We start from the raw sequence: 11,944 nt of genomic DNA, 5'->3' as shown, positions 1-11,944 counted from the left end.
TTACTTCACAGGAAAATCGAAATAAGTGTCTGGAAATGGCTCCCAACGCAAGGTAAAATGCCACCACTCCTTTGAATAACTCCTAAAGTTATGCTTATTCATAACCTTTTGCAGTAATTGCCGATTTTCCTTTTGTTCTTTAGTAATCCCTTCATAAGATACCCAAGAAGGTATTCCAAAAAAATCGTAAGGACTTCCCATGTCCAATGGCTCTAAAGTTTCGGCATCTACAATGGTAAGGTCCAAGGTACTCCCCCTACTGTGTCCAGAACGCGTCGCAATATAGCCATCACGAAATAAATATTTCTTATTGACATTAGGATAGAATTCTTGTTTTTTAATCGTGTCCGTCAAATTACGTGCCCATTCCATAAAATGATTAACAGCTCGTTGTGGCCTGTAACCATCATACACCTTTAAGCACAAGTTTTGCTGTTGCAGATCATCTTGCACCAACTTCAAGGCTTCTGCTGCCTGTTTGGTCAATATCAACCTATTGGCTTGATAACCTGTAATGGTATCTCCAACAAAATTATGGGAGCTATAGTATCGAAGTTCCACCTCAATATCTGGAATAACAGAATCGGCATAAACAAAACCTTCGGGCAAGGTATTTGTCTCCTGTAATTTAAAAGCAAGACTTACTATTATAAATAGTATTATCAGTATTTTGTTCTTCATAATGTTAAGCTAATTTAGAAAATTTAAGGCTATGGATTTATTTTCTGAGGAAAAACTGGTTTGGAAATTACCTGATGCAGAACTTATTTACATCGCAAATTTCTTCTCAAACCAAGAAGCTTCTTATTACTTTGAAAGGCTTTTGGATGATATTAAATGGCAGCAGGATGAAATAAAAGTATTCGGAAAAACCTATCAACAACCAAGATTAACTGCTTTATATGGTGAAAGCAATACACCTTACAGCTATTCAGGTATTACGATGCATCCTAATCCGTTCTCCAAAGATCTTTTGGAAATCAAAACTAAGGTTGAAGAGGAAACCCAACATCATTTTAACTCCGTGCTTTTAAACCTCTACAGAAATGGCAATGACAGTAATGGTTGGCATGCGGACAATGAGGCTTCATTAGGCATCCATCCTGTGATTGCTTCGCTAAGTTTTGGTGAAGAGCGCTATTTTCATTTTAAACATCGTCAATTAAAAAATGAGCGACATAAAGTGCTATTACAGCACGGAAGTTTATTGATTATGAAAGGCGCTATGCAGAAACATTGGTTGCATCAAATTGCAAAAACGAAACGAAAGGTTGACCCAAGAATCAATTTAACGTTTAGAAAGTTGATTTAAAAAACCCTATAAAAAGAAAAAACCGAGATCCCTCAATCTCGGTTTTCCTAATTTGCTGTTTTACATGTGTAGATTTAGGGTCTCTAAAGCCAACAACATAATGCAAATATTAATTAATTAATCCATTGAACTAAAAACTAAATTTCTAGTACACTTCAAATGTAAAACAATATTTTATTCCATCGATTAAAATACATAATAAATCGATGAAATACACATAATTTTAACATTTAAAGACAAAAACACACGTTTTACCGACAAAATGCATCTTGAAATTTTCAATTTTCTCATCTGAAAAAGCAACAATTTAACAGAGAAAGCGTTTCCCAAATAGAATGATGGGTACTTTTGTTTAAATTTGAAAATAAACCAAGGACCAGCTATGAAATCTATTTTTTTCCTTTTAACCTGTTTTGTTTGTGTCAACTTTAGTTTAATGGCACAGGAAGCAAATTTCATCTCTGAAAATATCTCTGTAAATGAAATTATTGATGGCACCTTATTAATACCCAACGGCATTCAAAAACCGCCATTGGCAATTTTAATTGCTGGATCTGGTCCAACAGATAGAAATGGAAATCAAAATTTTGCTAAAAACAATTCACTAAAAAAATTGGCTGAAGCTTTAACCAAAGAGGGTATTGCTACATTTAGATATGACAAGCGTTCGGTTAAATTATTACAAACTGGAAAGTTAGACGAAGAAATCATGTTTGACGACTTTGTAACTGATGCCTCGGATGTACTACAATATTTCAAAAAGAAAAAGGCCTTTTCCAAGATTTACATCATAGGACATAGCCAAGGTAGCCTTATAGGCATGTTGGCAGCCAAAGACAATGCCAATGGGTTTATCTCGTTGGCAGGACCAGGTAAAGGTATCGATGAAGTTTTAAAAGAGCAGATTGCTAAAAGCGCACCTCAATTTTCTGAAGAAAGCAACAGAGTTATCGATATCTTAAAGTCTGGTCAAACCACTACAGAGTACTCCCCTGCCCTAAACTCCATTTTCAATTTAGACATCCAGCCCTTTATGATTAATTGGATGCGATATGATCCACAAGCTAGTATTGCTATGCTGGACATGCCTATCTTAATTCTAAATGGCACCAATGATTTACAAATTTCCGAGGCAGATGCGGGGCTATTGAAAAGTGCTGCGCCAAATGCCCAATTGAAAATCATAGATAAAATGAATCATGTATTTATAGAAGTGGATGACAACGAACTTGAAAATTTTAAAACTTACAATGATACCTCTCTTCCTATTTCTCAAGATTTAGTGGAAAGTATTTCGGCTTTTATAAAATCAAATTAACCTAGACACATTCATGTTAAAATATTCATTTTCAAATATTTTAACAAGATTAACGAAAAATAAGGTTGCTAATCGAATAAATTGTGTACGTATAGTTGTGTTAAATTAGTTTTAATAGTATTACCAATCCCACTAATTAACAATGCGAGCAACAATTTTACTACTTGTCACTTGCCTATTGGGAATATATTCCTCCAAAGCCCAGGAATTTGCCATAGGAGCCAAAGGGGGATTAAATTACTACACTATAGGCGATATCAATTCTAGAGGAGGATCATTTCAAACAGGTCACCCTGATGAATTATTCTCCCCAAACAAGGAATTAGGTTATCAGTTTGGAGGTTATTTTATTGCTGAATATGGCAAGTTCTTTCTAAGACCTGAAATAGTTTATTTGTCCTCCAAAAACAGTTATGAGTTTCCAGATAAAAAAGCTTACTGGAAAACCTCAAGAATAGAAGTGCCCGTTTTGGTCGGTTTTGAAATTTTTGATCCTGTGTCTATTTATCTTGGACCTGGATTCAATTTTTATAATGACACCACACTTGATGGCGTTCAAGTAACGTCCTATAGTGATGGAGGTCCAGATTTGGATACAACCACGGTAAACTTCAGTTTTGGGGTTATGGTACGTTTTGGTAGATTTGGAGTAGACCTAAGGTACGAGCAAGGGATGAAAGAAACACAAGAAGAATTACTGGACATTGTTTATAGTGATTACGGAGTCAACTTAGCAGATCTAAGATCCTATAAACCCAACATGCTACGTTTAAGTGTTTTTATAGATATTTTCCGTACCAACCCCGATGATCTCGATGGCTTTTTCTCAAACCTATTCAAGAGCAACAAATGCCATTGTCCTTATAATTAAATTATCTCCCTATATAAATGAAGAAAAGCACCCTCTAAAAAGGGTGCTTTTCATTTCAACTAATTAACCAACCAAATGTAATATTACTATTACGATTGCATAATTTCCAATAGTCATACCAAAAACAATTTTGTCATGATTAAATTTTCACATATCTTTATGATATCATTTTAATATCACTATAAATCAATCAAAGATGAAAGAAGAAAAAATTATCGTTCCTGCCAATGGCTATCTTATGCTGTTTCTATTTCTTGTCCTATTTTTTGGAGGTATTGCGACTTTCGCTGTATTCCAAACCCCTTGGTTTGTATTTGCCATAATTTTGGCTATCCCAATTGCTTTAGGTTTTATAATGGTTCAACCTAATAACTCTAGAGTTTTATTGCTGTTTGGAGAATACAAAGGTTCTGTAAAAAAGAATGGTTTCTATTGGGTGAATCCCTTTTATACCAAAAAGAAAATATCACTTAGAGCTAGTAATTTTGATAGCGAACGTCTTAAGGTAAATGACAAATTGGGGAATCCAGTAATGATTAGCACCATATTGGTTTGGCGTGTACAGGACACCTACAAAGCCGCATTTGATGTAGACAATTATGAGAACTTTGTAAGAGTGCAAACCGATGCCGCTGTAAGAAAGCTGGCAAGTATGTACCCCTATGACAATTTTGCAGACGAAGGTCATGACGAAGACATTACATTACGTTCCAGTGTAAACGAAGTTAGTAATGCTCTTGAAAAAGAGATTGACGAACGTCTTTCCATCGCCGGTATAGAAGTCTTGGAAGCAAGAATTGGTTATCTAGCCTATGCCCAAGAAATTGCAAATGCCATGTTAAAACGCCAACAAGCTACTGCCATTGTTGCGGCCAGACATAAAATTGTGGAAGGAGCGGTAAGCATGGTGGAAATGGCCTTGGAAGAACTCAACAAAAAAGAAATTGTAGAATTGGATGAAGAACGCAAAGCCGCTATGGTTAGCAACCTCATGGTTGTTCTTTGTGGCGACAAAGATGCTTCTCCAGTATTAAATACAGGAACCCTAAATCATTAATATGAAAGAATACAAAGTAAGCTCTAGATCTATAGGACTACGAAATCCTAGCCAAAAACTTGAGGACCACCTCAACCAACACGCTCGTGAAGGTTGGAAGGTGATACACATTAATGCATCCATGACAACCATAGTTTTTGAGCGTGAAAAATTTAGATAAAATCACTTCTTTAAGAAGTACCTTTTATACAAAGCAAATATGGAAAAGGAGTTTTTTGAAAAACAACAAATAGGCAACTGGATTTACATCTTTCTTGTAGTAGATTTTATGGTAGCCACTCTATTCCTATTCAAAAAATATAAAAAAGGAATAGCCGATTTAGACAGTACACTTTTTGATATTGGCTCTATTTTAATCATAAATTTACTTATCATTCTTTTTATTCAAAAATCTGTAATTTACACAAAGATTAACAAAGAAGGCATCCATTACCGCTACCCTCCCTTTTGTAGAAAATGGAAAACCATACAATTAAAACAAGTTACAGATTTTCAAATTGAAAACTATTCAAGCCTTAATGGAGGTTATGCCGTTGCCAAATGGAACCTATTTTCAAAAGAAGATGTTATAACCACAACTGGAACAGACAAAGTTGTAAAGATTATTTATGATGCCAAAAAGCCACTTCTTATAAGTACCTCAAAGGCCAATGAATTTTATGATACCTTAAAGAAGTTTAAATCAGAAACATATAATCCAGAATTTATAGAAGAAAATTATGTCTAAAAAGAAAGCTTTTGCATTACGGATTAATGAAGAGATGCTCAAGGCCATTGAAAAATGGGCTTCGGATGAGTTCAGAAGCACCAATGGCCAAATTGAATGGATGCTGATGCAAAGTCTTAAAAACCACAATAGAGCACCAAAAAAGAATACAGATTCAAATGAAGAAAGCGACACTTAGAGGTCGCTTTTTTTTATGGAATAATTTTGTCACTTTTGCAACTCAATTCACTTACCCATGAGATATTTTATTTATTGCGTCATTAGCTGTTTATCAATGTTTTTTTCAATCCAAAACAGCCATGCACAAACCGTTTATGTTGGCAAACCCGAAAGCGCTTACTCAGAAGATTTTGAAATACCTGTTGCAGTAGACTCTATTAACTTCAGTAATTTCTCTTTAACCATCACGCCTACGGATTCAGCCCTAAAACTGGAGCAAGTTATTCTCAACAAAAAACTATCCCAAGGTTCCTTAAGTTTTTCTGATAACAATGGAAGCTATATCATAAAATATTCAGGAAATGCTCCAGTCGCTATAGCCAAAAAACAAGCTTTATTCAACATAAAAGCGCACACGCAAGGACGTTATAAAGACGCGCAGCTACTTACTATTGACAAAGCTCAATTTGACCATGCAGGCAACGTTGTTCAAGTAGCTTCCAAAATAGAAAATAGTACCGTCAATAAATTTGTATTGTTTAAAAATGACGCCATTGTATTGGGATTACTAATGTTAGCACTAGGATTTGTGTTCTACACCGAATCGCAAAAAAAGGGATTCTGGCCAGTATTTTATAAATATGTCCCAGGCTTGTTAATGTGTTATCTTATTCCTGCAGTCTTCAACTCCTTCGGATTAATCTCTGCCGACGTTTCCAAAACTTATTATGTAGCCAGTCGCTATTTACTGCCAGCGTCCTTAGTTTTATTGACCATTAGCATTGACCTTAAAGCCGTTTTCAATTTAGGTTGGAAAGCTTTGATGATGTTCTTTACGGGTACCATTGGTATTGTAATTGGTGGTCCAATTGCTATTTTAATTATTTCTACCTTCTCTCCAGAAACAGTTGGTGGCGTTGGCCACGATGCGGTTTGGAGAGGTTTAGCCACTTTGGCCGGAAGCTGGATTGGGGGTGGTGCTAACCAGGCAGCTATGTTGGAAATCTATGAATTCAACCAAGAACTTTACGGAGGTATGGTATTGGTAGATATTGTTGTGGCCAATATTTGGATGGCAGTCCTGTTATTGGGAATTGGCAAGCGAAACAAAATTGACAATTGGCTAAAAGCTGATAACAGCGCCATTGACAAACTACAGGAAAAAGTTCAAAATTTCAGTGAAAAGATTACCAGAAACCCAACACTCACAGACCTAATCGTTATTTTGATGTTTGCCTTTACAGCAGTTGGAATTGCTCATTTTTCTGCGGATAAAATTTCGACGTTTTTATCAGACAATTTTGAAGCTGTAAGCAACCCAAAAAGTGCCCTTTCCTCTTTTGGAAGTCAGTTTTTCTGGTTGATTTCCATAGCTACATTAATTGGTATTTTATTGTCATTTACCAAAGCTAAGAATTACGAAGGTGCTGGTGCCAGCAAAATAGGAAGTGTATTCATCTACGTTTTGGTAGCCACTATCGGAATGAAAATGGACCTTGGCAAAATTTTTGAAAATCCAGGATTAATTTTAATTGGTTTGGTTTGGATGACCATCCATGCTGGCCTGCTTATTTTAGTTGCCAAACTTATTAGAGCTCCTTACTTTTTCATGGCTGTTGGAAGCCAAGCGAATGTTGGAGGTGCCGCATCGGCGCCTGTTGTGGCCGCTGCTTTCCACCCTTCCCTTGCAACGGTTGGTGCCCTTTTAGCAGTATTTGGTTATGTGGTGGGAACCTATGGAGCCCTCCTATGTGCCGAGTTGATGAGAATCGCTTCGGCCGGTTAGTTTTTAATTTTTTTTTATAAGATATTTGCCATCCAATAATTTTTTAAAATGAAGAACGCATTAATAGTAGCCCTTGCCTTTTTGGCAATTTCCTGTGGAACGGATTCTCACGATTTAACAGTTAAAGTTCGTGTTGACGGTTTAAAAAAAGGAACCGTTTACCTTGAGCAGCAGCAGGATTCAACTTTTGTAGTTGTAGATTCGGTTGTCGTAAATGGCAATCCCGAATTTCAGTTGCACAGCAGCTTAAATGAACCTCAAGTTTTGTCAATAAAACTGAACAAAAATGACAATGACGATCGTTACATTTCTTTTTTTGCGGACAAGGGTATTACTGAAATCAACACAACCCTAAAGAACTTTAATTTTGATGCCTCTATCAAGGGATCGAAACAACAGGAGGTTTTGGAGGAATACCTATTGATGATGTCTAAGTTCAATAACAAGAATTTGGATTTGATCAAAGAACATTTCGAATCGGAAAAAAGCAATGATTCTACCAGCTTTGATTTCGAAACTCAATACAACACGCTTATAAAACGTAAATATTTGTATACGATTAACTTTGCTGTAAACCATAAAGACAGTGAAGTATCTCCATATTTAGCCCTAACGGAAATCCCAAATACATCGGTTAAATACTTAGAAACCATTTACGATGCTCTAAATGATAACATCAAAACATCTCTTTATGGTAAAAAATTAAAAGCTAAAATAGAAGTTAGAAAAGCAGATTCCACAACTGTTACTACAGATACAGAAAACGCTCAACAATAAATTTCGAATCTATCATCAACAAAAAAGCCAGCAATATGCTGGCTTTCTTGTTTACAGTAATGACATAATACTTCTGTAATAATTTCGTTACCTTGTAGAGAAGTTAATTTTATGATTTTGAACAAGGAACGCTTACGAAAATGGGGAAAACGAATTGGTTATGGTCTACTACTTCTAACAGCTCTTCTAATTTGCTTTTATTACAGTATTTACTTTGGTGCTTGGGGAGAAATTCCAAGCAAAAATAAACTCTCTAGTCTCAAACAAAGCCAAGCAACTCAGCTACTTGACAGCAACAACAAACTTATTGGCAAGTTATATGTGTACGACAGGCAATCCATTCCTTTTACCGAATTTCCGCAACACCTTATCGATGCCCTCATCGCTACAGAGGATTCAAGGTTTTACGAGCATCATGGAATTGACAACAAAAGTCTTTTAAGAGTCTTTTTCAAAACCATTCTAATGGCCGATAAATCTTCGGGAGGCGGTAGTACCATCACTTTACAATTGGCTAAAAATTTGTTTGGGAGACAAGATTATGGCGCCATAAGTATTGTGGTAAATAAAATAAGGGAAAGTATCGTGGCCAAAAGAATTGAGGATCTATATTCCAAAGAGGAAATCCTGACACTGTACCTTAACACTGTTCCCTTTCCGGACAATACTTATGGTATTGAAAGTGCCTCTCAAAAATTCTTTAATAAACACGCCAAGGATTTAAACCTTTTGGAAGCAGCTACACTTATTGGTTCTTTAAAAGCAAATAACAGCTATAACCCTAGGTTATTCCCTGAAAATTCGATGGAAAGAAGGAATGTTGTGCTCAACCAGATGGTAAAATACGACTATCTTCCACAATCTAGCGTTGACAACATTACTGAAACTCCCATTAACTTAGATTATCAGTATTACGCTCCCAATCAAGGTTTAGCTCCCTATTTTAGGGCTGAAGTAAAAAAACAGTTGGACTTTATTCTCAAACAAAAACAGTTTAGAAACTCCAATGGAGAACCCTATAATATTTTCCATGACGGCCTTAAGGTGTATACTACTTTGGACAATACCATGCAACAATATGCTGAAAGAGCCATGAAAGAGCATATGAAAAACCTTCAGAAGCAATTTGAAAAAGCTTATGGGAACAATGCTCCTTGGTTAAAGAACAAATCTGCTTTTCTTGCTGCCAAAAAAAGGTTACCAACTTACAAGCGTTTAAAAAATTTAGGTTTGGATGAAAAAGCTATTCAAGACTCTTTAAACAAGAAAAAATCCACGGAACTTTTTTCATGGAATGACAACAGTATTGTCTCTCTATCCACATTGGATAGTTTAGAATACTTCTCCAAATTTCTAAACACAGGAATGGTTTCTGTAGAAGCAAAAACAGGAGCTATCAAGGCTTATGTAGGAGGAATCGATTATAGTTTTTTTAAGTACGACCACGTGGCCCAAAGTAAACGGCAGGTTGGTTCTACTTTTAAACCTATTGTCTATACGGCCGCACTTGAAAACGGTATGGTTCCATGTACTTATTTCCCTTTAAAAGCCATTACCTATACCGATGTGGACAATTGGACGCCTACAAACGCCTCAAAAGAAGAAGACGAAAACCTTAACTATTCGCTTCAAAAGGCTTTAAGCAATTCTGTCAACACCATTGCCGTAAAAGTATTGTACGAAACGGGTATCGATCATGTGATCTCCATGGCCCATAAAATGGGAATTGCTTCTGAAATTGAAAATGTGCCTTCCATTGCCTTGGGTTCTTCAAATCTTAGATTATTGGAACTGGCCAAAGCCTATTCCAGTTATGTCAACAATAGCCTACCGTCAACGCCCATATTTATCACTAAAATTGAAGATAAGAATGGTAATGTCATTGCCAGTTACGAAGACCTCTATAAAAGTCCAAAAACTGCAGATAAGGCCTTTAGCGACAATACTAGACAAATCATGTTGGAATTCTTGAAAGCTACGGTTAACGAAGGTACTGCACAGCGCTTGCGCACTTCTTATAAATTCAGAAATGATTTAGCAGGAAAAACCGGAACCACCCAGGACAATAAGGACGGTTGGTTTGTTGGCCTAATGCCAAACTTGGTCACCATTACCTGGGTTGGAAACGACAACCAGCAAATTGGGTTTCAAAGTACCCGAATGGGTCAAGGCGCCAATTCGGCATTACCCATTTTTGCCAATTACTTAAAACTGCTTAACCAAGATTCTAGGTTCAACCGTTATACCAGAGCTCGCTTTGAATCTCCTTCCTTTGAGGTCTTGGCGAGTTTAGATTGTCCACCTGTCCAAGAAGACAACTTTTTACAACGTTTACTTGGCAACAAAAAGGACCAAAGAGAATTTAAGAAGAAAAAGAAAAAAGGGATTTTTTCATGGCTGAAGCGCAAAAAGGATAATTAATTAAAAAGCATAAAAAAAGCCTCTCAAAACTGAGAGGCTTTTTAGAGCCGATAGAGGGACTCGAACCCACGACCTGCTGATTACAAATCAGCTGCTCTAGCCAGCTGAGCTATATCGGCAAAGCGAGTGCAAATATAATCCTGAAAACTATATTTGCAAACATTTTTTTAAAAGAAATTATCCTAAAGCGTTAATTTTTTCAATCAGTGTTTCTGCGCTTTCTTCCAGCTCTTGGTTAATCGACTTAAAATGAGCTTTTTTGTCTTCTACATTCTTGTCATTCACCTTTGCAATTAAAGCATCAAATTTTTCAATTGCTTCGTCAATAATTGCTTCGCTCTTCTTTGTGTCCTTGTCTGTATTGTTATATTCCCATACATACACAGCCTCAATAATATCACCTAAAACGTAGTTAATGTCCTTTTTTAGGTTTCTAACATTTGCCATAATTTGTAATTTTAATTTGCTACAAAAGTAAGTAATTAATTGAAATAAAGTGAGGTCCTTCCTCTAAATACAAAGCTTAGTAAAGGCTTTGCAGTTTTAAACGTAAACTTCCAAAAGTGTGGCATCCTTGGCATCTATAGTAAACGTATCAATAGCATATGGCATCAATACGGTTTCACCTTTCACCAAGGTTTCCTTAGCCCCTTCAGTTTCTATGGTAGCTTTTCCTTCCACACACATGTAAATAATAAAAGAATCGTGAGTGTTCTTCTTTTCAAGTTTGGAATCTACTTTTAAATAATTGGTAGTAAAATATGGGCAGCTTACCATTTCATTAGATTTGTTTGCATCAGTAGGATACTCTACCCTAAAGTTGTCTGGCATATCAAAATCTATCGCATCAATTGCCAAATCGTTGTGCAACTCCCTTCCGTTACCATTGCTGTCTACCCTATCCCAATCATACACCCGATAAGTAACATCGCTGGTTTGTTGTATTTCTGCCAAAAGCACCCCTGCCCCAATGGCATGTAAACGCCCTACTTCAATAAAATAAGTATCTCCTGTGCCTACTCTATCGAAGTTCAATATTTTGGTCAAGGTCTTTTTTTCTAGATGCTTTAAGTACATCTCTGGAGTTACCTTTTGGTTGAAACCAACAATAAGATTAGCGCCTTGATCTGCCTGCATGACATACCACATTTCGGTTTTACCGAATGAATTATGGCGCTTTAGAGCCAATTCATCATTGGGGTGCAATTGGATGGACAAATCTTCCCTGGCATCGATGAACTTGATAAGCAAGGGAAATTTATCACCAAAGATTTTATAATTGTTTAGCCCTATAAGCTTATCCTTGTAAGTATGTAATAATTGCTTTAAGGTTTTACTTTTTAAGGCTCCATTAGCCACTACTGAAGTGTCTCCTTCCACATCACTAATTTCCCAGCTCTCACCTACATTTTTTGAAGTTCCTTTTTTATGCAGTACTTTTTTAAGTTTTTCACCTCCCCAAATTTTATCTTTCAAAATGGGGTCAAATTTTATGGGGTATAATAATTCGTTCATG

13 protein-coding genes and 1 tRNA gene are annotated in these 11,944 nt (G+C 36.2%); 10 read left to right on the top strand and 4 right to left on the bottom strand.

The genetic code is table 11. The annotated features are described in order from the left end of the window. Positions 1–681, bottom strand: a complete 681-nt coding sequence (locus ZA06_RS10530) for a M15 family metallopeptidase (protein ID WP_053977427.1) — start codon at positions 679–681, stop codon at positions 1–3. 31 nt (positions 682–712) lie between these two features. On the opposite strand from ZA06_RS10530, the gene ZA06_RS10525 reads away from it, so the two are divergent. From ZA06_RS10525 to ZA06_RS10485, 10 genes are all read left to right on the top strand, one after another. Next, on the top strand, positions 713–1,312 hold the full coding sequence (locus tag ZA06_RS10525; RefSeq protein WP_053977426.1) for an alpha-ketoglutarate-dependent dioxygenase AlkB family protein: 600 nt from the start codon (positions 713–715) through the stop codon (positions 1,310–1,312). Positions 1,313–1,748: 436 nt separating this feature from the next. Next, positions 1,749–2,630, top strand: coding sequence for an alpha/beta hydrolase (locus ZA06_RS10520; protein ID WP_240472240.1), 882 nt, complete (start codon positions 1,749–1,751; stop codon positions 2,628–2,630). A 142-nt stretch (positions 2,631–2,772) separates the two neighbouring features. Next, the gene (locus ZA06_RS10515; RefSeq protein WP_157503224.1) at positions 2,773–3,501 is read left to right on the top strand and encodes an outer membrane beta-barrel protein; all 729 of its coding nucleotides are present in this window, start codon (positions 2,773–2,775) and stop codon (positions 3,499–3,501) included. Between the two features lie 196 nt (positions 3,502–3,697). Next, positions 3,698–4,558 carry an SPFH domain-containing protein gene (locus ZA06_RS10510; RefSeq protein WP_053977423.1) on the top strand — a complete coding sequence of 287 codons (861 nt, stop codon included), beginning with the start codon at positions 3,698–3,700 and terminating at the stop codon, positions 4,556–4,558. A gap of 1 nt (position 4,559) precedes the next feature. Next, a complete protein-coding gene (locus tag ZA06_RS16930) occupies positions 4,560–4,718 on the top strand; it encodes a DUF4177 domain-containing protein (protein WP_157503222.1) in 159 nt (52 codons plus the stop codon). A gap of 39 nt (positions 4,719–4,757) precedes the next feature. After that, positions 4,758–5,285 (top strand): hypothetical protein, encoded by a 528-nt coding sequence (locus ZA06_RS10505; protein ID WP_053977422.1) that lies wholly within the window; start codon positions 4,758–4,760, stop codon positions 5,283–5,285. Then, the gene (locus ZA06_RS10500) at positions 5,278–5,463 is read left to right on the top strand and encodes an Arc family DNA-binding protein (protein WP_053977421.1); all 186 of its coding nucleotides are present in this window, start codon (positions 5,278–5,280) and stop codon (positions 5,461–5,463) included. Before ZA06_RS10505 ends, ZA06_RS10500 begins: the two co-directional genes overlap by 8 nt. 552 nt (positions 5,464–6,015) lie before the next feature. Continuing rightward, positions 6,016–7,230, top strand: a complete 1,215-nt coding sequence (locus tag ZA06_RS10495) for a DUF819 family protein (protein WP_053977540.1) — start codon at positions 6,016–6,018, stop codon at positions 7,228–7,230. Positions 7,231–7,278: 48 nt separating this feature from the next. Further along, positions 7,279–8,007 (top strand): DUF4369 domain-containing protein, encoded by a 729-nt coding sequence (locus tag ZA06_RS10490; protein WP_053977420.1) that lies wholly within the window; start codon positions 7,279–7,281, stop codon positions 8,005–8,007. A gap of 111 nt (positions 8,008–8,118) precedes the next feature. Beyond that, positions 8,119–10,428 carry a transglycosylase domain-containing protein gene (locus ZA06_RS10485; RefSeq protein ID WP_053977419.1) on the top strand — a complete coding sequence of 770 codons (2,310 nt, stop codon included), beginning with the start codon at positions 8,119–8,121 and terminating at the stop codon, positions 10,426–10,428. Between the two features lie 45 nt (positions 10,429–10,473). Here ZA06_RS10485 and ZA06_RS10480 read toward each other — a convergent pair. The 3 genes from ZA06_RS10480 to ZA06_RS10470 all read right to left on the bottom strand — a co-directional run bounded on the left by ZA06_RS10480 (position 10,474) and on the right by ZA06_RS10470 (position 11,943). Beyond that, a tRNA-Thr gene (locus ZA06_RS10480) sits at positions 10,474–10,547 on the bottom strand. Positions 10,548–10,605: 58 nt separating this feature from the next. After that, on the bottom strand, positions 10,606–10,875 hold the full coding sequence (locus ZA06_RS10475) for a hypothetical protein (RefSeq protein ID WP_053977418.1): 270 nt from the start codon (positions 10,873–10,875) through the stop codon (positions 10,606–10,608). A 96-nt stretch (positions 10,876–10,971) separates the two neighbouring features. Next, positions 10,972–11,943: a type I phosphomannose isomerase catalytic subunit gene (locus ZA06_RS10470; protein ID WP_053977417.1), complete on the bottom strand. Its 972-nt coding sequence runs from the start codon at positions 11,941–11,943 to the stop codon at positions 10,972–10,974. Position 11,944: the final 1 nt, after the last annotated feature.

Source organism: Mangrovimonas xylaniphaga (assembly GCF_001280435.1).
Classification (GTDB): Bacteria; Bacteroidota; Bacteroidia; order Flavobacteriales; family Flavobacteriaceae; genus Mangrovimonas_A; species Mangrovimonas_A xylaniphaga.
The sequence above is the reverse complement of the archived record's forward strand: the minus strand, read 5'-3'. Positions and strand labels throughout refer to the sequence as shown.

Coding starts and splice junctions, on each gene's coding strand:
- ZA06_RS10510 (WP_053977423.1), top strand. CDS start 3,698: ATGAAAGAAGAAAAAATTATCGTTCCTGCCAATGGCTATCTTATGCTG.
- ZA06_RS10515 (WP_157503224.1), top strand. CDS start 2,773: ATGCGAGCAACAATTTTACTACTTGTCACTTGCCTATTGGGAATATAT.
- ZA06_RS10500 (WP_053977421.1), top strand. CDS start 5,278: ATGTCTAAAAAGAAAGCTTTTGCATTACGGATTAATGAAGAGATGCTC.
- ZA06_RS10530 (WP_053977427.1), bottom strand. CDS start 681: ATGAAGAACAAAATACTGATAATACTATTTATAATAGTAAGTCTTGCT.
- ZA06_RS16930 (WP_157503222.1), top strand. CDS start 4,560: ATGAAAGAATACAAAGTAAGCTCTAGATCTATAGGACTACGAAATCCT.
- ZA06_RS10490 (WP_053977420.1), top strand. CDS start 7,279: ATGAAGAACGCATTAATAGTAGCCCTTGCCTTTTTGGCAATTTCCTGT.
- ZA06_RS10495 (WP_053977540.1), top strand. CDS start 6,016: ATGTTAGCACTAGGATTTGTGTTCTACACCGAATCGCAAAAAAAGGGA.
- ZA06_RS10475 (WP_053977418.1), bottom strand. CDS start 10,875: ATGGCAAATGTTAGAAACCTAAAAAAGGACATTAACTACGTTTTAGGT.
- ZA06_RS10520 (WP_240472240.1), top strand. CDS start 1,749: ATGGCACAGGAAGCAAATTTCATCTCTGAAAATATCTCTGTAAATGAA.
- ZA06_RS10525 (WP_053977426.1), top strand. CDS start 713: ATGGATTTATTTTCTGAGGAAAAACTGGTTTGGAAATTACCTGATGCA.
- ZA06_RS10505 (WP_053977422.1), top strand. CDS start 4,758: ATGGAAAAGGAGTTTTTTGAAAAACAACAAATAGGCAACTGGATTTAC.
- ZA06_RS10485 (WP_053977419.1), top strand. CDS start 8,119: ATGATTTTGAACAAGGAACGCTTACGAAAATGGGGAAAACGAATTGGT.
- ZA06_RS10470 (WP_053977417.1), bottom strand. CDS start 11,943: ATGAACGAATTATTATACCCCATAAAATTTGACCCCATTTTGAAAGAT.